Here is a 20372-nt window from a genome sequence, read left to right as displayed (position 1 = left end):
GCGGTGTGTCAATGGATCAGTGCGCCAAGGGGGAAGGCGAACGGAATCCATTGCCTCACGACTTCCGGGCCCGCCACCAGGCAGACGAGGCCCGCTCCGGCCAGGAAGGGGCCGAAGGCGATGGGAATGTCCTTGTGCGCCAGCTTGCCGGCGATGCGCAGCGTCACGCCGATCACCGCGCCCACCAGCGAGGAGACGAGGATGATCGCGATGAGGTAGTCGGCGCCGAGCCAGGCGCCCAGCGCGGCGAGCAGTTTGAAGTCTCCATAGCCCATGCCTTCCTTGCCCGTGACCAGGCGAAAGCCATGGTACACAAGCCAGAGGCTCAGGTAGCCGAACACCGCGCCCCAGACCGCCGAGCTCAGCGGCACGCCGGTCCAGCCCATGGCCGCGCCGATCAGGCCGAGCCAGAGCAGGGGGTAGTTGAGCGAGTCAGGCAGGAACTGGGTGTCGAAATCGATCAGGAACTGGCAGATCAGCAGGGCGCCGAACGCGGCCCACAGCGCCCCGCCCGGCGTGATGCCGAAGCGCCAGGCACATAGCGCGAATAGGGCGCCCGTGACCAGCTCGACCAAGGGGTAGCGCAGGTTGATCGAGGTCTTGCACGACGAACAGCGCCCGCGCAGAGCGGCGTAGCTCAGCACGGGGATGTTCTCGTACCAGCGGATCTTGTGCCCGCACGTTCCGCAGCGCGATGCGGGGCGGGTCAGGTCGAAAGGAGGTTGTGCCTCGATGACGGCGGCCGCCTTGTCGGCTGCCGCTTCCAGCTCCGCAGGGGGCGCGACCTTCGGACCGAAGGCCAGCGACCACAGCGAGGGCGCGTCCTTCGACGGCATGAGATTGGCGACCGCGTCGGCGAGCCAGTCGCGGTACATCATCACCGGCGTGCGGTAGATGACGACATTCATGAAGCTGCCGATCAATAGCCCCAGCACACCGGCGAAAACGGTGTCGAACTCCCGCGAAACGAGCATCAAACGACCTGGCCGAGCTTGAAGATGGGCAGGTACATCGACACCACGATGCCGCCGATGATGGTGCCCAGAAACACGATGATGATGGGTTCCATCAGGCTGGAGAGGCCCGCAACCATGTCGTCCACTTCGGATTCGTAGAAGTCGGCGGCCTTGCCCAGCATGTGGTCGATGGAGCCGGATTCCTCGCCGATGGCGGTCATCTGGATCACCATGGACGGGAACAGGTTGGCGTTGGTCATGGCCGTGGTGAGGCTGGTGCCTGTGGAGACCTCCTGCTGGATCTTCGTCGTGGCGTCGCCGTAGACGGTATTGCCAGAGGCCCCGCCCACCGAGTCGAGGGCTTCGACCAGCGGCACGCCAGCGGCGAACATGGTTGCCAGCGTACGGGTCCAGCGAGCCACGCAGGATTTTTCGATCAGCGTGCCGAAAATCGGCACCTTCAGCAGTGCCCGGTCCATGACTCTTTGAAAGCGCTCATTGCGCTTCCAGGCCTGCATGAAGAAATAAAGCCCGCCGCCGATGCCGCCGAAGATCAGCCACCAGTACGAGACGAAGAACTCGCTCATCGCCATCACGAACAGCGTTGGTGCAGGCAGATCGGCCCCGAACGAAGTAAACACCTGCTTGAATGCCGGAATCACGAAGATCATGATGATGGCCACCACCACGAACGCCACGACGACCACGGAAGTGGGGTACATCAGGGCCGACTTGATCTTGGACTTGATCGCCTCGGTCTTTTCCATGTAGGTGGCCAACCGGTCCAGCAGTTCTTCGAGAATACCGGCTGCTTCGCCGGCCTCCACCAGGTTGCAGTAGAGGTTGTCGAAGTACTTCGGGAACTTGCGGAAGGCGGCCGACAGCGAGGTACCGGTTTCCACATCGCTGCGGATGTCGTTGAGCAGCTTGGCCACGCTCGCGTTCGCATTGCCGCGCCCGACGATGTCGAAGGACTGCATCAAGGGCACGCCGGCCTTCATCATGGTCGCCAGCTGGCGCGTGAAGATGGCAATGTCCTTGGGCTTGATCGCCTTGCCGGAGCGCATGCGGCGCTTCTTGATCTTGGACGCGAGCACGCCCTGGCGACGCAGGGCAGCCTGCACCTGGTTTTCGCCGGCGGCACGAAGTTCGCCGCGCACCATCTTGCCGTTGCGATCTTTGCCTTCCCATTCGAAGACAAACTCCTTGAGCCCATCACGTGAGCGGGTGGATGCCACTGTTGCCATTCGATCTCCGGTTTTCAGTGTGTTCGTTATTCGTTGGTGCAGGCCACGACTTCTTCCAGAGAAGTGAGACCTTGCATCACTTTGCGCAGACCCGACTGACGCAGCGAGCGTACGCCCTCTGCCTCGGACTGCTGTGCGATGTCGAGCGCGCTGCCGTCCCGCAGGATGATTTCCTGGATGGCCTCGGTGATCGGCATCACCTGGTAGATGCCCACGCGGCCCTTGTAGCCGCCGCTGCAAGCGGAGCAGCCGACGGGGCGGTAGGGCTTCCAGGTGCCGTCCAGGTCTTCTTCCCTGAACCCCGCGTCGAGTAGCGCTTCGCGCGGGACGTCGGCCGGCACGCGGCAGACGGTGCACAGCCGCCGTGCAAGGCGCTGCGCCGTGATCAGGATCACGCTGGACGCGATGTTGAACGGCGCGATGCCCATGTTGCGCATCCGCGTGAGCGTGGTCGGCGCGTCATTGGTGTGCAGCGTGGAGAGCACCAGGTGGCCCGTTTGCGCGGCCTTGATCGAGATGTCGGCGGTTTCGAGGTCGCGGATTTCGCCGACCATGATGATGTCGGGATCCTGGCGCAGGAAGGCGCGCAACGCGGTCGCGAAGGTCAGGCCGGCCCGTTCGTTGACGTTGACCTGGTTGACGCCGGGCAGGTTGATTTCCGACGGGTCTTCCGCCGTGGCGATATTGACGCCCGGCTGGTTCAGCAGGTTCAGGCAGGTGTAGAGCGACACCGTCTTGCCCGAGCCCGTGGGGCCGGTGACGAGCACCATCCCGTACGGGCGGCCGATGGCGTGCAGGAGCCGCGCCTTTTCATCCGCGTCGTAGCCCAGGGCATCGATGCCCAGACGCGCGCTGCTCGGGTCGAGAATACGAACGACGATCTTCTCGCCAAACAGCGTGGGCAGTGTGCTCACGCGAAAGTCGATCACGCGGTCGGGCCCGATCTTGAGCTTCATGCGGCCGTCCTGCGGCACGCGTTTCTCGGAGATGTCGAGCCGGGAAATGACCTTGATGCGCGATGCCAGCTTGTCCTTGATGACTGTGGGCGGGCTGGCGATCTCGCGCAGTTCGCCGTCGACCCGAAAGCGCACGCGGTAGTGGTGCTCGTAGGGCTCGAAGTGAATGTCCGAGGCCCGCATGCCGACGGCGTCGAGCAGCATCTTGTGAAGGAAGCGCACGACCGGTGCGTCTTCGACTTCCGCGACCGCCTGCTCGTTGCTGTCGCCCGAAGTGTCGGCTGAGACATCGTCGAACTCGAACTCGCTGCCGACGATGTTGTTGATGCTCTCCGCTGCCGTCACTGCGGCGGCTTCGATCATTCGCGACAGCTTGTCGTATTCCGCGATGACCCAGTCGACACCCATCTGGGATGCGAACTTGATCTTCTCCGCCGCCTGCTGGTCCGAGGGGTCGGCTGTTGCAACAATCAGACGGTTGTTGCGTTTGCTCAGGACAACGATGCGGTACGCGTGGCACAGCTTAGCGTCGAGCAGATCCTTTGGCAGGCGCTGGGGATCGATGGCATCGAGATCGAGCAGCGGCGCGCCGAAGGCGGTGGAAAGGGTGTGGGCGAGATCGGCGGCCGAGACGGCGCCGGAGCCGGTCAGCTCCGCGATGAAGCTGGTGCGGCCGCTCAGGGACTTCTGGTAGATGTCTTCGGCGGCCCTGGCAGGAAGCTTGCCGGCCGACACCAGGGCGCGCGCGAGCCCGGGGAGGGCAATCTGCGAGGGTTCTTTAACTGGAAGTTCGGCAGCGGCCATTCAGCGAATGAAAAAGATGTGAAAAAGTGCTTCACGATCATCGCTGAACAGCCCAGTGCTGTAAATCGCTACACAGCAACAGGCATGGCCATTTATTTATGCCAGCCAAAGGCTGGTCGGGGTGAGAGGATTCGAACCTCCGGCCTCTACGTCCCGAACGTAGCGCTCTACCAGGCTAAGCTACACCCCGATGGTTGCAAGAAAAAAGAAATCGTCCTAGATGCCAACTCAGGAGAGGTGTTCAGGCACGTCGCTCAAGCAACTGAGCCGCCAATTGTAGCAAACCTGAAGCGTGCGAATTGGAAGGGAAGCCGTTCAGCGCATGAATTGCGCGTTGTGCTTCGGCGGCGGCGGCCGCGCGGGAGGCATCCAGGGCTCCAGTTTCGCGAACGATCTCGACGACCTTGCCCAACTGGGCGGTGTCGCCCGCCTCGATGGCGGCGCGCACCAGGTCGCTCTGAGCCGAGGTGCCTCGCTGCATTGCGAAGATGAGCGGGAGCGTGGTCTTGCCTTCGCGCAGGTCGTCGCCGACATTCTTTCCTGTCTCATTGGCGTCGCCCGCGTAGTCCAGCACGTCGTCAATCACCTGGAAGGCGGTGCCGAGTGCCTGTCCGTAGGTTGCGCAGGCTTCTTCCACTTCGGGTGTGGCGCCTGCCAGCACCGCCGCGAGGCGGGTGCTGGCCTCGAAGAGCTTCGCGGTCTTCGAGCGGATCACGCGCAGATATGCCGCCTCGTCCAGCGATGCGTCGTGCATGTTCATCAGCTGGAGTACCTCGCCTTCGGCGATCACGTTGGTGGCTTCGGCCAGGATCTGCATGACGCGCATGTTGTTGGCATCCAACATCATCTGGAATGCGCGCGAGTAGAGAAAGTCGCCGACCAGCACGCTGGCCGGGTTGCCGAACGATTCGTTGGCGGTCGCCCGACCGCGCCGCAGGGTCGATTCGTCGACCACGTCGTCGTGCAGCAGGGTGGCCGTATGGATGAATTCCACAACGGCCGCCAGATTGAAGCGCTGCTCGCCGGTGTAACCCAGCGCGCCCGACATCAGCAGCAGGAGTGCCGGCCGCAGGCGTTTGCCGCCAGCGGAAATGATGTACCTGGAAACCTGGCTGACCAGCGGCACGCCCGTGTCGAGGCGGCGGGCTATCACACGGTCGACTTCGACCATGTCGCCGGCAATCAGGTCCAGCACGGTGGCGGTGGGGGAGGTGTCGGCGGCGGGAACTGGCAAAGCGGAGGCGCGGAGCGCTGCTGAGGATGATGGCGACCCAGGCAGAGGAAGGGCCGGAAGGCGCAAATTATAGGGAGCCGCGGCGGTTTGCCGGGATTGCGCTAGGCCGAAAGTGGTTAGCAACCACAAACCGCGCTATAATCTTGGGCTCTGCGGAATTCGCTGCGGAGACTCATTTCTAAGAGGTTTACATGTACGCGGTCATAAAAACCGGTGGCAAGCAGTATCGCGTTGCTTCCGGCGAGAAAATTAAAGTAGAACAGATTGCTGCGGACGTAGGCCAGGAAATCGTGATCGACCAGGTTCTGGCCGTCGGAAACGGCGCTGAAATCAAGGTTGGCACGCCCCTGGTGTCCGGCGCAACGGTGACAGTCACGGTACTGTCGCACGGCAAGCACGACAAGGTCCACATCTTCAAGATGCGCCGTCGCAAGCACTATCAGAAACGTCAAGGCCATCGCCAGCAGTTCACCGAACTGCAAATCGGCGCGATCGCCGGCTAAGGAGCAGATTCCATGGCACAGAAAAAAGGCGGCGGCTCAACGCGAAACGGGCGCGATTCCAAGCCCAAGATGCTCGGCGTGAAGGCTTTCGGCGGCGAGCTGATCAGCGCAGGCTCGATCATCGTGCGCCAGCGCGGCACCCAGTTCCACCCCGGCGTGAATGTCGGCGTGGGCAAGGACCACACGCTGTTTGCCCTGGTCGACGGCCACGTGTCGTTCGGTACCAAGGGTGCACTCAACAAGCACACGGTCAACGTGACCCCCGCGGCGTAAGCCTCGAGTCACTTCGACCTGCCCGAGGCCCCGCATTGCCGGGGCTTCTTCATTTGTAAACTGGACATCCCATGAAGTTCGTCGACGAAGCCTTCATCGACATCGCCGCCGGCGATGGCGGCAACGGCTGCGTGTCGTTCCGTCATGAGAAGTACAAGGAATTCGGCGGCCCCAACGGCGGCGACGGCGGCCGTGGCGGCCACGTGTTCGCGGTTGCCGACTCGAACCTCAATACGCTGGTCGATTTCCGCTACTCCCGCCGCCACGAGGCAAAGCGCGGTGAGCACGGCATGGGCTCCGACATGTTCGGCGCCGCAGGCGACGACATCACGCTCAAGATGCCGGTCGGCACGATCATCTCCGACGCCGAAACCGGCGAGGTGCTGTTCGAGCTGTTGAAAGAGGGCGAAGTCATCACCATTGCCAAGGGGGGCGACGGCGGCTTCGGCAACATGCGCTTCAAGAGCGCCATCAACCGCGCGCCGCGTCAGAAGACGCCCGGCTGGCCCGGGGAAAAGCGCAGCGTCAAGCTGGAGCTGAAGGTGCTGGCCGACGTCGGCCTGCTCGGCATGCCGAATGCCGGCAAGTCGACGCTGATCAGCGCCATTTCGAATGCCCGCCCGCGCATCGCCGACTACCCCTTCACTACGTTGCACCCGAACCTCGGCGTGGTGCGCGTCGGCCCGGAGCAGAGCTTCGTGGTGGCCGACCTTCCCGGTCTGATCGAAGGCGCATCCGAAGGTGCGGGCCTCGGCCATCTCTTCCTGCGTCACCTGCAACGCACGCGCCTGCTGCTGCACGTGATCGACATGGCACCGTTCGACGACAACATCGACCCCGTCGCTCAGGCCAAGGCCATCGTCGGTGAGCTCAAGAAGTACGACGCCGCGCTCTACGAAAAGCCGCGCTGGCTCGTGCTCAACAAGCTCGACATGGTGCCGACCGAAGAACGCGCGGCGCGCGTCAAGGACGTCGTGAAGCGCCTGCGTTTCAAGGGCCCCGTGTTCGAAATCTCGGCACTCACCCGCGAAGGCTGCGAACACCTGGTGCAGGCTGTTTATCAGCAGGTCAAGGCACAGCAGGTGGCCGAGCACGCGCCGGTCGTCGTCGATCCGCGCTTCACGCCGTTGCCTTCCGAGGGCGCCTGAGCGGCGTTGCCGCATCCCCCGCGGCCCTGCCAACAGATGGATAGACAGACAGCAACCCACGCAGCATTCAAGACCGTTACAACCCGAAAATGACCTCGAACTCCGGATCCACTGCCTTGCGGGATGCCCGCCGTATCGTCGTCAAGGTGGGTTCCAGCCTCGTGACCAACGAGGGGCGCGGTCTCGATGAGGCCGCCATCGGCGAGTGGTGCCGGCAACTGGCTGCGCTGGTGCGCGAAGGGCGCGAGGTCGTGATGGTGTCGAGCGGGGCCATCGCCGAAGGCATGAAGCGCCTCGGCTGGCGCACCCGACCGCACGAAATCAACGAGCTTCAGGCCGCTGCGGCCGTCGGACAGATGGGCCTGGCCCAGATGTACGAAACCAAGCTGCGCGAAAACGAAATCGGCAGCGCGCAGGTGCTGCTGACCCACGCCGACCTGGCCGATCGCGAGCGCTACCTCAATGCCCGCTCGACACTGGTCACGCTGCTCAAGCTGGGTGTGGTGCCGGTCATCAACGAGAACGACACGGTCGTCAACGACGAGATCAAGTTCGGCGACAACGACACGCTCGGCGCGCTCGTGGCCAACCTCGTCGAGGCCGACGCGCTGGTCATCCTCACGGACCAGAAGGGCCTGTACACGGCCGACCCGCGCAAGGACCCGGAAGCCAAGTTCGTGCACGAAGCCGCCGCGGGCGATCCGGCGCTCGAAGCGATGGCGGGTGGGGCGGGGTCGAGCATCGGCAAGGGCGGCATGATCACCAAGATCCTCGCGGCCAAGCGCGCCGCGGGCTCGGGCGCTTCTACCGTCATCGCCTGGGGTCGCGAGGCCGATGCCCTGCTGCGCCTGGCGCGGGGCGAGTCCATCGGCACGCTGCTGGTGGCGCAGACTGCCAAGCACCAGGCCCGCAAGCGCTGGATGGCCGACCACCTGCAATTGCGCGGCGCCGTCGTCGTCGATGCAGGCGCGGCCGCGAAGGTGCGAGCCGAGGGCAAGAGCCTGCTGCCGATCGGCATGACCAGCGTTTCAGGCGAGTTCTCGCGCGGCGACGTGATCGCGGTGCGCGACGTCGATGGCGTCGAGCTGGCCCGGGGCCTTGCCAACTATTCGAGCGTGGAGGCGCGCCTGCTGTGCCGCAAGCCCTCGAGCGAATTCGAGCGCCTGCTGGGCTATGTTGCGGAACCCGAGATGGTCCACCGCGACAACATGGTGCTGATGCCCAGCTGATGATCCAGACAACAACGGGGCGCAAGGCCCCGTTGTTGTTTGGATTACTGCACTTCCCGCACCGGGTTGCGCATGTTCTGCACCATTTCCCCGATCGAGGCGCGCGGCGCATTGCCGCGACACAGGGCCTGGGTCGACAGCGCCCGGGTGTAGCTGGAGTTCAGGTCGTTCAGGCGTTTCCACTCCGGCTTTGCGACGTCCTGCCAGGCGCCGTTGTTGTAGCGCGCATAGCTCTTCATTTCCGCCGTAGAGCAGCGCACGCCCTCGTAGAAGGCGTTGACGGCACCGCCGTTGCGGTTGTGTGCCACCACCACGTAACGCACGATCCCGTCGCCAGTGATTGCGATCGTGTTCGGGTCGACGCCGAACTTCAGGCTCATGTAAGGCGGCATCTCGATCGGCAGCAGACGGCTTTCGCTGAAGGCCGGCGGCGGCGGCGTTACCGTTTCTTCCCATTCCTTGTCCGTTTCGGACCGCTTCGGCGGCGGCGGGCTGCCGGCCTGCGCCCAGTCGGGGTTGTCGGTGTCGTGCTGGCCCGAGGCGCAGCCCGCGAGGACGCCGAAGCAGATCAGAAGAAGGGCGCGCTCAGCGTTGCGTCGGAAGGAACGGCGCTTTGTTGTTGTGGACAGGAGGTTCATCGCTCGCAGAAGGAATGTCGGGATGCGGATCGAAACTGCCGCCGGGCGGCAGGTCCAGTCCGGGAGGCGCCCCGGCGTCTGGCGAATGGCGCTCGAATTCTCGGGCGCGCACGTTGCTGCGCAGGAAGCGGTTGCGGAAATCCTGCCTTGGCAGGTAGCGAGCAAGCTCGGTGAGCGCCATCTCGTAGACGCCGCGCTTGAACTCGACGACCACGTCGAGCGGCACCCAGTAGTCGTGCCAGCGCCAAGCATCGAATTCGGGATGGTCGGTGGCACGAAGGTTGAGATCCCAGTCGTGGCCGACGAGTTGCAGCAAATACCAGATTTGTTTCTGGCCCTTGTAGTGGCCCCGTGCGTCACGGCGGATGAACCGATCCGGCACCTCGTAGCGCAACCAGTCGCGGGTACGGGCCACGATGCGCACGTGCTCCGGGTGGAGCCCCACTTCCTCGTGCAGTTCCCGGAACATGGCTTGCTCGGGACTTTCGCCGCGGTCGATGCCGCCTTGCGGAAACTGCCAGGAATGCGTGCGTATGCGTTTGCCCCAGAAAACCTGGTTTCTCTGGTTGAGCAGGATGATGCCGACGTTGGGCCTGAAGCCGTCCCGGTCGAGCATAATCAAACCCCAATTTTTGAACTGAGTCGATTATGCATGCCGGGTTGCCCTCGGCAAGCTGCCGATGCCAGGCTCTCAGGGTCTCTCCGGGGGAGCAGTCCCCCACTTCCCATTTTCGAATCCAGCGAATCCATCACACCGATCCCGATGAAAGCTTCCCGATTTTTTGTCTCCACTCTCAAGGAAGCGCCCGCTGACGCAGAGGTCGCGAGCCACCGGCTCATGATGCGGGCCGGCATGATCAAGAAGCTCGGCACGGGCATCTACACCTACATGCCCATGGGGCTGCGCGTGATCCGCAAGGTCGAGGCCATCGTGCGCGAGGAGATGAACCGCGCTGGCGCCGTCGAGATGACGATGCCGGTGGTGCAGCCGGCCGAGTTCTGGCAGGAGACCGGCCGCTTCGAGAAGATGGGCCCTGAGCTGCTGCGCATCAAGGACCGGCATGACCGCGACTACGTGATCCAGCCGACCAGCGAAGAGGTCGTGACCGACATCGCGCGCCAGGAGATCCGCAGCTACAAGCAGCTGCCGAAGAATTTCTACCAGATCCAGACCAAGTTCCGCGACGAGCGCCGTCCGCGCTTCGGCCTGATGCGCGGGCGCGAATTCATCATGAAGGACGCCTACAGCTTCGACCGCGACCTCGACGCGGCCAAGGCCAGCTACCAGACCATGGCGCAGGCATACCGCAACATCTTCGACCGCTTCGGCTTGCGCTATCGCGCCGTGGCGGCCGACAGCGGCGCCATCGGCGGCGACCTGAGCGAAGAGTTCCAGGTGATCGCCGCGACCGGCGAGGACGCCATCGTCTACTGCCCCGACAGCGAATACGCCGCCAACATGGAAAAGGCCGAGGCGCTGGCCCCGGCCGGCCCGCGCCCCGCGGCCGCCAAGGCGCTCCAGAAGACTCCGACCCCCGGCAAGAGCACCTGCGCCGACGTGGCCGAGCTGCTCGGCGTGCCGCTGTCGACCACCATCAAGTCGCTGGTGCTGGCCACCGATATCGTCGATGAGGCCGGCAATCCGAAGGGCTCGCAGGTCTGGCTGCTGCTGCTGCGCGGCGACCATGACATGAACGAGATCAAGGTCAGCAAGCTGCCCGGCCTGAACCAGGGCTTCCGCTTTGCGACCCTCGCCGAGATCGAGGACCACTTCGGCTGCAAGCCCGGCTACCTCGGTCCGCTGAACCTCAAGAAGCCCGTCAAGCTGGTGGCCGATCGCGAAGCTGCCGTCATGGCCGACTGGATCACCGGCGCCAACGAAGTCGACTTCCACATGACCGGCGTCAACTGGGGCCGCGACCTGCCCGAGCCCGACCTGATCGCCGACATCCGCAACGTGGTCGCGGGCGACGCCTCGCCCGACGGCAAGGGCGTGCTGGCCATCGAGCGCGGCATCGAAGTCGGCCACGTGTTCGTGCTGGGCACCAAGTACAGCAAGGACATGAACGCAACCTACCTCGACGAAGGCGGCAAGCCGCAGTTCCTCGAAATGGGCTGCTACGGCATCGGCATCACCCGCCTGCCGGCCGCCGCCATCGAACAGAACCACGACGAGCGCGGCATCATCTGGCCCGACGCGCTGGCTCCGTTCACGGTGGTGGTCTGCCCCATCGGCATGGACCGCAGCCCCGAGGTCAAGGTGGCGGCCGAAGCGCTCTACGAAGAGCTGCTTGCCAAGGGCGTCGATGTGCTGCTCGACGATCGCGGCGAGCGCCCCGGCGCGATGTTCGCCGACTGGGAGCTGATCGGCGTGCCGCACCGCGTGGTCATCTCGGATCGCGGTCTCAAGGAAGGCCAGCTCGAATACCAGGGCCGGCGCGACACCGCGGCCACCAAGGTGCCTGCGGCCGGCATCGCCGACTTCATCACCGGCAAGCTCGCCAAATGAGCCTCGAGGGCGGCCTCTCGCGACGCCAGTGCCTGGGCGGCGCCGTGACGGCGGGCGCCCTCGCAATGCTGTCGCTGCCGCAGACCGCCCTGGCCGGTGCGCAGATCGAGGAGCCGCTGATCGACTCGGTGCGCACCGCACTGAGTTCCGCCATCCACAACAAGGCGCCGCCGGTGCCCCAGTTCGCGAACACCGAGGCCCGCCTGGCCTACCTGCGCTGGCTCGGCGAGATGAGCGAACGCCTCAAGAAGAAGATCGCCGACGCGCCCTCGCGCATCGAATTCCTGCAGACCGCCTGGTACGAAGCCAAGCGCTCGGGGCTCGAGGTGAGCCTGGTGCTCGGGCTGGTGCAGGTCGAGAGCAATTTCCGCAAGTTCGCGGTGTCGAGCGCCGGCGCGCGCGGCTACATGCAGGTCATGCCGTTCTGGACGCGCGTGATCGGCGACAGCGATTCGGCCAAGCTCTTCCACATGCAGACCAACCTGCGCTTCGGCTGCGTGATCCTGCGCCACTACCTCGACCGCGAGAACGGCGACCTGTACATGACGCTGGGTCGCTACAACGGCAGCCGCGGCAAGTCGCCATACCCGAACGCGGTGTTCGCCAACCAGCGGCTCTGGGTGTTCAACGACAAGGAACGCGAGAAGGAAAAGGACAAGGACCGGTCGGCGGCCTGAGTCTGCAAGCCAGCCAGTCCAGTCAGTTCGCCGGCGCCTTGGCGGTGCCCGAGCCCTTCGTGACCATCACCTGGTCGATGCGGTAGCTGTCCACGTCCATCACCTCGAAGGTGTAGCCGCCCCAGGTCACGTTGTCGGTGCGCTTGGGCACGCGACGCAGCATCACCATCAGGAAGCCCGCGAGCGTTTCGTATTCCTCGGCGTGCGGCAGCTCGTCGATGTGCAGCGCGCGCTGCACGTCCTGAATGGGCGTGATGCCGTCTATGAGCCACGAGTTCTCGTCGCGCTGCACGATCTGCTCTTCGTCGGGCATCGACACCAGGTCGCCCATCACCGTGCTCATCACGTCGTTGAGGGTGATCACGCCCACCACCAGGCTGTATTCGTTGACGATGATCGCGAAGTCTTCATGCGCCTGCTGGAACTGCTCGAGCACCTCGGTCAGCGACAGCCGGTCCGGAATGACCAGCGCCTTGTGCAGCGGCAGGCCCTGGTCGAAGGCCAGCGGCTGGCCGCTGAGCACACGCTGGAACATGTCCTTGGCGTCCACATAGCCCAGCACGTGGTCAATGTCGCCGTCGCACACCGGATACGCCGAGAAGGGCTCGGCCACGATGCGCGCGCGCAGCACCGACTCGGGGTCGTCGTGCAGGAACCAGGCGATGCTGTCGCGTGCGGTCATCACGCTGCTCACAAGGCGTGTTTCCAGCTCGAACACGTTGGCAATCACCTGCTGCTCGCGCACAGCGAGCACGCCGGCCCGGGCGCCGGCCTCGGTCATCGCGAGGATGTCGGCCGAGGTGATCTTGTCGTCGCGCACCATCGGCATGCCGAGCAGCTTGAACAGCAGGTCGGTGCAGCGCGTGAAGAACCACACCAGCGGCTTGAAGGTGGTGATCAGCAGCTGCATCGGCCCGACCATGCGTACCGCCAACTGCTCTGGGTTGCTCATGCCCAGCCGCTTGGGGAACAGGTCGGCGAACACCAGGAACACCGCGATGATGATGATGAACGAGCACAGGAAGGCCGCGCTGGCCGAAGCCTCGACGCTCAGCCACTTCTCGAAGAAGACTGCGAAGTAAGGGCTGAGCGAGCCTTCGCCCACGACGCCGCCGAGGATCGCCACCGCGTTGAGCCCGATCTGCACCACGGTGAAGTAATGGCCGGGCTGCTCCTGCACGCGCAGCACCTTCTCCGCCCGAGGGTCGCCTTCGTCGGCCATCTGGCGCAAACGCAGGCGGCGCGAGGCGGCCAAGGTGATTTCGGCAAGGGAGAAGAAGGCGCTCAGCGCGATCAGTAACGCGATGATGAGCAGGCTTTGGGTCAGGGTCATGGTGGCACGTCGAAGACGGCCACCATGGTGCCATGACTCGGCACCGGAAAAACGCTCAGACCCCGCCGTGGGGGTGAGTCGGGTCGACCCAGAGCACCGATTCGGGTTTTTCCACGGGCTCGATGTCGAGGTTCACCGCCACGGCCTCGCCGTCGCTGCGGCACAGCACGCATTCGAGCGTCTCGGTCGCGCTGGCATTGATTTCCTGGTGCGGCACGAAGGGCGGCACGTAGATGAAGTCGCCCGGCCCGGCCTCGGCAGTGAACTCCAGCTTCTCGCCCCAACGCATGCGGGCCCGGCCGCGCACGACGTAGATCACCGATTCGAGGTGCCCGTGGTGATGGGCGCCGGTCTTGGCATCGGCATGGATGGTCACGGTGCCGGCCCAGAGCTTCTGTGCGCCCACGCGGGCGAAGTTGATGGCGGCCGCCCGGTTCATGCCGGGCGTCTGAGCGGTGTTGACGTCGAGCTGGTTGGCTCCGATCACCCGCACGCCGTCGTGCTTCCAGGCCGGGGCGCCTTCGCCGTCATCGCCGTCATGCGAATGGCCGTGATCCGCGTCGTGATCGTGGCTCATGACCGGCTTCGTTGGTTCAGGCGGCAGCGCCGTTCACCACTTGCTGCAGCTCGCCCGATTCGTACATCTCCATCATGATGTCCGAACCGCCGATGAACTCGCCCTTCACATAGAGCTGAGGGATCGTGGGCCAGTTGCTGTATTCCTTGATGCCCTGGCGGATGCCGTCGTCTTCGAGCACGTTGACGGTCTTGAGCGTCTTCGTGTCGACGCCGACCGCCTTCAGGATCTGGATCGCGCGGCCAGAGAAGCCGCACATCGGAAAGCTTGCATTGCCCTTCATGAAGAGCACGAGGTCGTTGGTCTTGACGAGGTCGTCGATGCGTTGCTGGGCGTCGGACATGGGGACTCCTGAAAAAATAGGCTGGGGGGATTATTTCACCGTGCGCCAGATTCCGCCGGAGCAGCGCTGGATGCCGGCGAGGTCGTCGCGGCTTTGCACTTCGGCGAAACCGCGCGCGGCGAGCAGTTGGCGCACGGCAGCGGCCTGGTCATGGCCGTGTTCGAGCAGCAGCCAGCCGCCCTCTGCGAGGTGGGTGGGGGCGTTCTGCACGATCTGGCGGATGTCGTCGAGCCCGTCGGCGCCCGCGACCAGCGCGGAAGAAGGCTCATGGCGCAGCGCCGGCAGATGCGGGTCGCCAGCGGCGATGTACGGCGGGTTGCTGGCGATGACCGTGTAGCCGTTGCCGGCGCCGTCGAGCCAATTCGCCTGGGTGAAGCGTACGGGCAGGCCGAGGCGCCGGGCGTTGGCCTGGGCGACCGTGAGCGCATCGGCGCTTGCATCGACCGCGTCGACCTGTGCATCGGGGCGGGCGTGCTGCAGGGCCAGCGCGATCGCGCCGCTGCCCGTGCCGAGGTCGAGCGCGCGCGGGGCGGCATGGCCTTCGAGGCACTGCAGGGTCCATTCGACCAGCGTTTCCGTGTCGGGGCGCGGCACCAGCACACGGGCATCGACCTGCAGGTTGAGGCCGTGGAATTCCTTCTCGCCCAGCAGGTAGGCCACCGGTTCGCCAGCGCGGCGCCGCGACAACTGCGCGGCCAGCGCGGACCATGCCGAATCAGGCATCGCATCGGTGTCGTGTGCCAGCAGCCAGGCCCGGTCGTGCGGCGCGCGGCCCAGCGCGTGCAGCAGCAGCAGTTGGGCGTCGAGCCGGTCGATGCCCAGGGCGACAGCCGCGGTCAGCGCCTGCGCCACGGTCGACGGCAATGGGTTCTCGGTGGTGGTCATCACGCCGGCAGGCTCGATTCGAGCTCGGCCAGCTGCTCGGCCTCGCGTGCGGCGCGCAATGCGTCGAGCACGTCGCCGAGGTCGCCTTCCATGATGGCGAGCAGCTTGTAGAGCGTGAGGTTGATGCGGTGGTCGGTCAGCCGCCCCTGCGGAAAGTTGTAGGTGCGGATGCGGTCCGAGCGGTCGCCGCTGCCGATCAGCCCCTTGCGCATCGCCGCGTCCTTGGCGGCGCGTTCGCTGCGCTCCTTTTCCTGGATGCGCGCCGACAGCACCTGCAGCGCCTTGGCCTTGTTGCGGTGCTGGCTGCGGTCGTCCTGGCATTCGGCCACGATGCCGGTCGGGATGTGCGTGATGCGCACGGCCGAGTCGGTCTTGTTGATGTGCTGCCCGCCGGCGCCGCTCGCGCGGTAGGTGTCGATGCGCAGGTCGGCGGGGTTGATCTGCACGGCCACGGTTTCGTCGGGCTCGGCCAGCACGGCAACCGTGCAGGCGCTGGTGTGGATGCGGCCCTGCGTCTCGGTGGCCGGCACCCGCTGCACGCGATGGCCGCCCGATTCGAAGCGCAGGTGGCCGAACACGTCGTCGCCGACGATGCGGATCACCACTTCCTTGTAGCCGCCGAGTTCGCTCTCGCTTTCGCTCACCACCTCGCAGCGCCAGCCGGCACGCTCGCAATAGCGCGTGTACATGCGCAGCAGGTCGCCCGCGAACAGCGCCGATTCGTCGCCGCCCGTGCCCGCGCGGATTTCGAGGAAGGCATTGCGCGCGTCGTCGGGGTCCTTGGGCAGCAGCAGGCGCTGCAGTTCTTCTTCGAGCTGCACCAGCTCGGCTTCGGCGCCCACGATTTCCTCCTTCGCCATCTCGGCCATGTCGGGGTCGTCGAGCATCTCCTTGGCGCCTGCAATGTCGGCCTCGCGCTGGCGGTAGCGCTCGTAGCGGCCGGCGATCTGCGTGACTTCGGCGTGCTCGCGCGAGATGGTGCGGTACTGCGCCATGTCGCTCATGATGTCTTCGCGCGAGAGCAGGAAGTCGAGCTCGCCCAGGCGCTGGGCGTAGCGTTCGAGTTGATGGCGCAGAAAGGATTTCACGGGGGAAAGAGGCTCGAAAAAATGGGAGGGTGCTGCCGAGCGAGGGCAGGGCGCATGAAGAAGATCGCGGCCGGTCGGGCCAGGCGATGACGAGCGTCGCTAACGCTCTTTGCGCAGGAACAGGCGCGAGATCGTCTGCGCCGTCTGCTCGCGCGAGGCGGCATCGCCAGCGTGCAGCTCGGCCATGGCGCCGTGCATCATCTTCTGCGTGAGCCCGCGCGACATGGCCTCGAGCACCGCATCGACCGATTCGCCCTTGGCCAGCAGCTTGCGCGCACGGGCCATTTCGGCGGCGCGCCACTCGTCGGCCTGCGCGTTGAGCTGCTGGATCAGCGGCACGGTGCCGCGCTGGCCCAGCCAGTGCATGAAGCTCTGCACGCCGGCGTCGATGATCACTTCGGCCTGTGCCACCGCGGCCTGGCGGTTGGCCTGGCCCTGTTGCACGACCTGGGCGAGGTCGTCGACGGTGTAGAGATAAATATCCTCGAGCGCCTTCACTTCGGGCTCGATGTCGCGCGGCACGGCCAGGTCGACCATGAACATCGGGCGGTGCTTGCGTGCCTTGAGCGCACGCTCGACGGCGCCCAGGCCGATGATCGGCAGCGTGCTCGCGGTGCAGCTCACCACGATGTCGAACTCGGCGAGCCGCGAGGGAAGGTCGGCCAGCCGCATCGCCTCGCCGCCGAAGCGCGAGGCCAGCTTTTCGCCGCGTTCGAGCGTGCGGTTGGCAATGGCGATCGACTTGGGCTCCTTGGCCGCGAAATGCGTGGCCGCAAGGTCGATCATTTCGCCCGCGCCGACGAACAGCACGCGCGTTTGATGCAAATCTTCGAAGAGCTGCCCGGCCAGCCGGACCGCCGCGGCGGCCATGCTGATGGAGTGCGCGCCGATCTCTGTGGCGGTGCGGACCTCCTTAGCGACGGCAAAGGAGCGCTGGAACAGCTGGTTCAGCGTACTGCCGAGCGCGCCGGCCGTCTCGGCTGCGCGCACCGCGTCCTTCATCTGGCCGAGGATCTGCGCTTCGCCGAGCACCATCGAATCGAGCCCGCTGGCCACGCGGAAGGCATGGCGCGCGGCTTCGTCGTCGTGCAGGGTGTAGGCGTGCGAGCGCAGCAGGGCAGGGGCCACGCCGCCGCTGGCTGCCAGCCAGCCGAAGGTGTGGTCGAGCGCGATGTGTTCCGAGGCGCAATAGATCTCGGTGCGATTGCAGGTGGAGATGATCGCGGCCTCGACCTGGGGGTGGCGGCCGGAGGCAAAGGAACTGCGCAGGCTCTGCAGCGTGGGGGCTATCTGGTCGAGCGCGAACGCGAAACGACCGCGCAGATCGAGCGGCGCGGTCGTGTGGTTCAAGCCGAGAGCCCAGACTGACATGGCCGTGATTATAAAATCAGCAGCCGCACGAGGCTTGCGGAAGGACAAATGGCTTTCCCTATGACAGCCATAACCTTCCGCGCATGTTCCGGCACGTGCGCAACCCCTCCCGATGGACCTGCTGGCCCTCTTGAATCACCTGCTTAATTTTGTAGCACCCGCGGCCTTCCTGGCCCTGGTGCTGGCCTTTGCCGGGCGGTTCCTGGGCGGCAACCGCGCCGGCGTCCCGCGCTGGTGGGTGCAGTGGGCGCTGACCTTTGCGGCCGGCGTGGGGGTATCGGTTGCCGGCCTCGCGGTGTTCGGGCGTGACGGAGCGATGGTGACCTACGCCGCGCTCGTGGTGGTTTGCGGCACTGTCCAGTGGCTGGCGATGCGCGGCTGGCGCCGCTGACAACCAGTCAGCCGAGCCGGCGGATCATGTAGACCGACTCGCCGGGGTAGGTGGCGAGCCGGGCCTGCTGCCCGGTGCCGGCGGGCTGCGTGGCCGCATAGCCCTGGCGCAGCCAGAAACCCACCGAGGATTGCACCGACACCAGCGTCGAATGCCGCCAGCCGGCCCGTGCCGCGTGAGCCCAGGCATGGCGTACCAGCAAGGGCCCCAACCCCAGGCCCGAGGCGTCCGGGTGCACAGCCAAGTCGTGCAGGTACAGCGAATCGGCCTGTTCGGCCACTTCGAACTCCCCGTGCAGCGGAGTGAGCTTGCCGACTACCGATGGATACCCGGCCAGATAGGCCCGCACACCGCCTTCATGCTCGGCCACCCAGCCCGTATGCGGCGCGGCAGCGAGCCGCCGGGCGATCAGCGCGCCGTCCTCCACGAACCCCGCGCCATAGCAGGCGAGCTGGATCGCGAGCACGGCGTCGAGGTCGTCGGCGCGCATGCCGCGCACGAAGGGGGCGTCCGACACCATCAGGCCAGCAGCAGCTTGTCGTCGTCCAGTTTTTCGCCGCGTGTCTGCTCGAACATGCGCAGCAGGTCGGGCACGTCGAGCCCCGAGCGCTCCGGCCCGGCCACGTCGAGGATCACCTGGCCCTCATGCAGCATCACCGTGCGCGAACCGTAGTCCAGCGCCTGGCGCATGCTGTGCGTCACCATCATCGCGGTGAGCTGGCTGCCTTCGACAATCCTGGCGGTCAGTTCCAGCACGAAGGCGGCAGTCTTCGGGTCCAGCGCGGCAGTGTGCTCGTCCAGCAGCAGGATGCGCGAGGGCTTGAGCGAGGCCATCAGCAGGCTCACCGCCTGCCGCTGCCCGCCCGAGAGCAGGCCGATGCGGTCGGCCAGCCGGTTCTCCAGCCCCAGCTTCAGGATCGACAGTTTCTCGCGGAACAGCTCGCGCAGGTTGCGGTTGAGCGCAAAGCCGAAGGCCCGGCGCTCGCCGCGTTTCCAGGCGAGCGCCATGTTTTCCTCGATGGTCAGCGCCTCGCAGGTGCCGGCCATCGGGTCCTGGAACACGCGGGCCACCATGCCCGAGCGCTGCCAGGCGTTCAGGCGGGTCACGTCCTTGCCGTCGATCTCGATGCTGCCTTTGTCGACGATCAGGTCGCCGCTCACCGCATTCAGAAAGGTCGACTTGCCCGCGCCGTTCGAGCCGATCACGGTGACGAACTGGCCGGTCGGAATTTCCAGGCTGAGCCCGCGCAGCACGCGGTTCTCGATCGGCGTGCCCGGGTTGAAGGTCATCTCGAGTTGTTGGGCGCGCAGCATCAGTTCTTCCCCTTGAAAAGCCCGCCCAGCTTGCGCTTGTAGGCTGGCACCAGAAGCGCGAACGCCACCAGCACGGCAGTCACCAGGTTCAGGTCTTGCGCCTGCAGGCCCATGAAGTCGGTGTTCAGCGCCATCGCGATGAAAAAGCGATACAGCAGCGCACCCAGCACGCAGGCCAGGGTGGTGATGACCATGCTTCGCGCGGGCAGCAGCGTCTCGCCGATGATCACCGCGGCCAGGCCGATCACGATCGTGCCCACGCCCATCGAGATGTCGGCCGTGCCCTGGCTCTGGGCGAACAGCGCGCCGGCCAGCGCCACCAGCGCGTTCGACAGCGCCAGGCCTGCCATGGTGTGGAAGTCGGTCGAGATGCCCTGGGCCCGCGCCATGCGCGCGTTGCCGCCGGTGGCGCGCATCGCCAGGCCGGCTTCAGAAGCGAAGAACATGTCGACCAGGATCTTCGCGAAGATCACGATCAGCAGCAGCAACAGCGGCTTGGCCCACTGCTCGGGCATGCCGCCGAAGTCGATCATGCTGAACACAGTCGGCTCGGTGATGAGCGCCACGTTGGGCTTGCCCATCACGCGCAGGTTGATGGAGTACAGCGCGATCATCACCAGGATGCTCGCGAGCAACTGCATGATCTTCAGCTTGACGTTGAGCCAGGCCGTGACCCAGCCCGAGACGGCGCCGGCCACGCAGGCCACGGCGGTGGCGGCCACCGGGTTCCAGCCCGCGACGATCAGCGTCGCGGCCACGGCGGCGCCCAGCGGAAAGCTGCCGTCCACCGTGAGGTCGGGAAAATTGATGATGCGAAACGACATGAAGACGCCCAGCGCGACCAGTCCGAATATGAGACCGATCTCGATGGCGCCCAGCGAAGCGATGAGCGACAT

Annotated in this window: 22 protein-coding genes and 1 tRNA gene; 7 read left to right on the top strand and 16 right to left on the bottom strand. The window is 65.5% G+C overall.

The window, feature by feature from the left end; genetic code table 11:
• Window positions 1-8 precede the first annotated feature (8 nt).
• The 5 genes from ACZYSP_RS22160 to ACZYSP_RS22140 all read right to left on the bottom strand — a co-directional run bounded on the left by ACZYSP_RS22160 (window position 9) and on the right by ACZYSP_RS22140 (window position 5197).
• Window positions 9-974, bottom strand: a complete 966-nt coding sequence (locus tag ACZYSP_RS22160; RefSeq protein ID WP_489016554.1) for a prepilin peptidase — start codon at window positions 972-974, stop codon at window positions 9-11.
• Window positions 974-2203 (bottom strand): type II secretion system F family protein, encoded by a 1230-nt coding sequence (locus ACZYSP_RS22155; RefSeq protein ID WP_093179184.1) that lies wholly within the window; start codon window positions 2201-2203, stop codon window positions 974-976. The genes ACZYSP_RS22160 and ACZYSP_RS22155 overlap by 1 nt, the downstream gene beginning before the upstream one ends.
• A gap of 26 nt (window positions 2204-2229) precedes the next feature.
• The gene (gene pilB, locus ACZYSP_RS22150; protein ID WP_489016552.1) at window positions 2230-3963 is read right to left on the bottom strand and encodes a type IV-A pilus assembly ATPase PilB; all 1734 of its coding nucleotides are present in this window, start codon (window positions 3961-3963) and stop codon (window positions 2230-2232) included.
• Window positions 3964-4076: 113 nt separating this feature from the next.
• A tRNA-Pro gene (locus ACZYSP_RS22145) sits at window positions 4077-4153 on the bottom strand.
• A 51-nt stretch (window positions 4154-4204) separates the two neighbouring features.
• The gene (locus tag ACZYSP_RS22140) at window positions 4205-5197 is read right to left on the bottom strand and encodes a polyprenyl synthetase family protein (protein WP_093057447.1); all 993 of its coding nucleotides are present in this window, start codon (window positions 5195-5197) and stop codon (window positions 4205-4207) included.
• Between the two features lie 191 nt (window positions 5198-5388).
• Here ACZYSP_RS22140 and rplU point away from each other — a divergent pair, with 191 nt between their 5' ends.
• The 4 genes from rplU (at window position 5389) to proB (ending at window position 8350) form a co-directional block, all read left to right on the top strand.
• Window positions 5389-5700, top strand: a complete 312-nt coding sequence (rplU, locus tag ACZYSP_RS22135) for a 50S ribosomal protein L21 (protein WP_007833243.1) — start codon at window positions 5389-5391, stop codon at window positions 5698-5700.
• A 12-nt stretch (window positions 5701-5712) separates the two neighbouring features.
• The gene (gene rpmA / locus ACZYSP_RS22130; RefSeq protein ID WP_093057448.1) at window positions 5713-5973 is read left to right on the top strand and encodes a 50S ribosomal protein L27; all 261 of its coding nucleotides are present in this window, start codon (window positions 5713-5715) and stop codon (window positions 5971-5973) included.
• 71 nt (window positions 5974-6044) lie between these two features.
• Window positions 6045-7121, top strand: coding sequence for an Obg family GTPase CgtA (cgtA, locus tag ACZYSP_RS22125; RefSeq protein WP_093057449.1), 1077 nt, complete (start codon window positions 6045-6047; stop codon window positions 7119-7121).
• Window positions 7122-7210: 89 nt separating this feature from the next.
• Window positions 7211-8350, top strand: a complete 1140-nt coding sequence (proB, locus tag ACZYSP_RS22120) for a glutamate 5-kinase (protein ID WP_093057450.1) — start codon at window positions 7211-7213, stop codon at window positions 8348-8350.
• A gap of 44 nt (window positions 8351-8394) precedes the next feature.
• On the opposite strand, the gene ACZYSP_RS22115 is transcribed toward proB, so the two are convergent.
• Together ACZYSP_RS22115 and ACZYSP_RS22110 are read right to left on the bottom strand one after the other, a co-directional pair.
• Window positions 8395-8988 (bottom strand): CNP1-like family protein, encoded by a 594-nt coding sequence (locus ACZYSP_RS22115; protein WP_177142457.1) that lies wholly within the window; start codon window positions 8986-8988, stop codon window positions 8395-8397.
• Complete coding sequence (locus ACZYSP_RS22110; protein WP_093057451.1) at window positions 8936-9604, bottom strand: RNA pyrophosphohydrolase; 669 nt, start codon at window positions 9602-9604, stop codon at window positions 8936-8938. The genes ACZYSP_RS22115 and ACZYSP_RS22110 overlap by 53 nt, the downstream gene beginning before the upstream one ends.
• Window positions 9605-9751: 147 nt before the next feature.
• On the opposite strand from ACZYSP_RS22110, the gene ACZYSP_RS22105 reads away from it, so the two are divergent.
• A complete protein-coding gene (locus tag ACZYSP_RS22105; RefSeq protein ID WP_489016547.1) occupies window positions 9752-11497 on the top strand; it encodes a proline--tRNA ligase in 1746 nt (581 codons plus the stop codon).
• Window positions 11494-12174, top strand: a complete 681-nt coding sequence (locus tag ACZYSP_RS22100) for a lytic transglycosylase domain-containing protein (protein ID WP_093057453.1) — start codon at window positions 11494-11496, stop codon at window positions 12172-12174. The genes ACZYSP_RS22105 and ACZYSP_RS22100 overlap by 4 nt, the downstream gene beginning before the upstream one ends.
• Before the next feature lie 22 nt (window positions 12175-12196).
• On the opposite strand, the gene paeA is transcribed toward ACZYSP_RS22100, so the two are convergent.
• From paeA to hemA, 6 genes are all read right to left on the bottom strand, one after another.
• Window positions 12197-13507, bottom strand: a complete 1311-nt coding sequence (gene paeA / locus ACZYSP_RS22095; protein WP_093057454.1) for a polyamine export protein PaeA — start codon at window positions 13505-13507, stop codon at window positions 12197-12199.
• 55 nt (window positions 13508-13562) lie between these two features.
• Window positions 13563-14084 carry a cupin domain-containing protein gene (locus ACZYSP_RS22090; protein ID WP_093077471.1) on the bottom strand — a complete coding sequence of 174 codons (522 nt, stop codon included), beginning with the start codon at window positions 14082-14084 and terminating at the stop codon, window positions 13563-13565.
• Window positions 14085-14100: 16 nt separating this feature from the next.
• Entirely contained in the window at window positions 14101-14427 is a 327-nt protein-coding gene (gene grxD / locus ACZYSP_RS22085) for a Grx4 family monothiol glutaredoxin (protein WP_093057456.1), read from the bottom strand.
• 30 nt (window positions 14428-14457) lie between these two features.
• The gene (prmC, locus tag ACZYSP_RS22080; protein WP_489016544.1) at window positions 14458-15312 is read right to left on the bottom strand and encodes a peptide chain release factor N(5)-glutamine methyltransferase; all 855 of its coding nucleotides are present in this window, start codon (window positions 15310-15312) and stop codon (window positions 14458-14460) included.
• Entirely contained in the window at window positions 15312-16400 is a 1089-nt protein-coding gene (gene prfA, locus ACZYSP_RS22075) for a peptide chain release factor 1 (RefSeq protein ID WP_307616274.1), read from the bottom strand. Before prfA ends, prmC begins: the two co-directional genes overlap by 1 nt.
• Window positions 16401-16499: 99 nt before the next feature.
• Entirely contained in the window at window positions 16500-17771 is a 1272-nt protein-coding gene (gene hemA, locus ACZYSP_RS22070; RefSeq protein WP_093057459.1) for a glutamyl-tRNA reductase, read from the bottom strand.
• A gap of 112 nt (window positions 17772-17883) precedes the next feature.
• On the opposite strand from hemA, the gene ACZYSP_RS22065 reads away from it, so the two are divergent.
• Window positions 17884-18162, top strand: a complete 279-nt coding sequence (locus ACZYSP_RS22065; RefSeq protein WP_093077466.1) for a hypothetical protein — start codon at window positions 17884-17886, stop codon at window positions 18160-18162.
• Window positions 18163-18169: 7 nt separating this feature from the next.
• On the opposite strand, the gene ACZYSP_RS22060 is transcribed toward ACZYSP_RS22065, so the two are convergent.
• Genes ACZYSP_RS22060 through ACZYSP_RS22050 form a run of 3 tightly spaced genes read right to left on the bottom strand, consistent with a single transcriptional unit; the run spans window position 18170 to window position 20372 of the window.
• Window positions 18170-18682 (bottom strand): GNAT family N-acetyltransferase, encoded by a 513-nt coding sequence (locus ACZYSP_RS22060; RefSeq protein WP_489016541.1) that lies wholly within the window; start codon window positions 18680-18682, stop codon window positions 18170-18172.
• Window positions 18682-19476: an ABC transporter ATP-binding protein gene (locus tag ACZYSP_RS22055; protein WP_093057462.1), complete on the bottom strand. Its 795-nt coding sequence runs from the start codon at window positions 19474-19476 to the stop codon at window positions 18682-18684. The genes ACZYSP_RS22060 and ACZYSP_RS22055 overlap by 1 nt, the downstream gene beginning before the upstream one ends.
• A complete protein-coding gene (locus tag ACZYSP_RS22050) occupies window positions 19476-20372 on the bottom strand; it encodes an ABC transporter permease (RefSeq protein WP_489016538.1) in 897 nt (298 codons plus the stop codon). The genes ACZYSP_RS22055 and ACZYSP_RS22050 overlap by 1 nt, the downstream gene beginning before the upstream one ends.

Source organism: Variovorax sp. F042 (assembly GCF_057814215.1).
The sequence above is the reverse complement of the archived record's forward strand: the minus strand, read 5'-3'. Positions and strand labels throughout refer to the sequence as shown.

Excerpts from the sequence above, each read along its gene's own strand:
- ACZYSP_RS22160 (WP_489016554.1), bottom strand. The coding sequence starts at position 974 with ATGCTCGTTTCGCGGGAGTTCGACACCGTTTTCGCCGGTGTGCTGGGG.
- ACZYSP_RS22155 (WP_093179184.1), bottom strand. The coding sequence starts at position 2,203 with ATGGCAACAGTGGCATCCACCCGCTCACGTGATGGGCTCAAGGAGTTT.
- pilB (WP_489016552.1), bottom strand. The coding sequence starts at position 3,963 with ATGGCCGCTGCCGAACTTCCAGTTAAAGAACCCTCGCAGATTGCCCTC.
- rplU (WP_007833243.1), top strand. The coding sequence starts at position 5,389 with ATGTACGCGGTCATAAAAACCGGTGGCAAGCAGTATCGCGTTGCTTCC.
- rpmA (WP_093057448.1), top strand. The coding sequence starts at position 5,713 with ATGGCACAGAAAAAAGGCGGCGGCTCAACGCGAAACGGGCGCGATTCC.
- cgtA (WP_093057449.1), top strand. The coding sequence starts at position 6,045 with ATGAAGTTCGTCGACGAAGCCTTCATCGACATCGCCGCCGGCGATGGC.
- proB (WP_093057450.1), top strand. The coding sequence starts at position 7,211 with ATGACCTCGAACTCCGGATCCACTGCCTTGCGGGATGCCCGCCGTATC.
- ACZYSP_RS22115 (WP_177142457.1), bottom strand. The coding sequence starts at position 8,988 with ATGAACCTCCTGTCCACAACAACAAAGCGCCGTTCCTTCCGACGCAAC.
- ACZYSP_RS22110 (WP_093057451.1), bottom strand. The coding sequence starts at position 9,604 with ATGCTCGACCGGGACGGCTTCAGGCCCAACGTCGGCATCATCCTGCTC.
- ACZYSP_RS22105 (WP_489016547.1), top strand. The coding sequence starts at position 9,752 with ATGAAAGCTTCCCGATTTTTTGTCTCCACTCTCAAGGAAGCGCCCGCT.
- ACZYSP_RS22100 (WP_093057453.1), top strand. The coding sequence starts at position 11,494 with ATGAGCCTCGAGGGCGGCCTCTCGCGACGCCAGTGCCTGGGCGGCGCC.
- paeA (WP_093057454.1), bottom strand. The coding sequence starts at position 13,507 with ATGACCCTGACCCAAAGCCTGCTCATCATCGCGTTACTGATCGCGCTG.
- ACZYSP_RS22090 (WP_093077471.1), bottom strand. The coding sequence starts at position 14,084 with ATGAGCCACGATCACGACGCGGATCACGGCCATTCGCATGACGGCGAT.
- grxD (WP_093057456.1), bottom strand. The coding sequence starts at position 14,427 with ATGTCCGACGCCCAGCAACGCATCGACGACCTCGTCAAGACCAACGAC.
- prmC (WP_489016544.1), bottom strand. The coding sequence starts at position 15,312 with ATGACCACCACCGAGAACCCATTGCCGTCGACCGTGGCGCAGGCGCTG.
- hemA (WP_093057459.1), bottom strand. The coding sequence starts at position 17,771 with ATGTCAGTCTGGGCTCTCGGCTTGAACCACACGACCGCGCCGCTCGAT.
- ACZYSP_RS22065 (WP_093077466.1), top strand. The coding sequence starts at position 17,884 with ATGGACCTGCTGGCCCTCTTGAATCACCTGCTTAATTTTGTAGCACCC.
- ACZYSP_RS22060 (WP_489016541.1), bottom strand. The coding sequence starts at position 18,682 with ATGGTGTCGGACGCCCCCTTCGTGCGCGGCATGCGCGCCGACGACCTC.
- ACZYSP_RS22055 (WP_093057462.1), bottom strand. The coding sequence starts at position 19,476 with ATGCTGCGCGCCCAACAACTCGAGATGACCTTCAACCCGGGCACGCCG.
- ACZYSP_RS22050 (WP_489016538.1), bottom strand. The coding sequence starts at position 20,372 with ATGTCGCTCATCGCTTCGCTGGGCGCCATCGAGATCGGTCTCATATTC.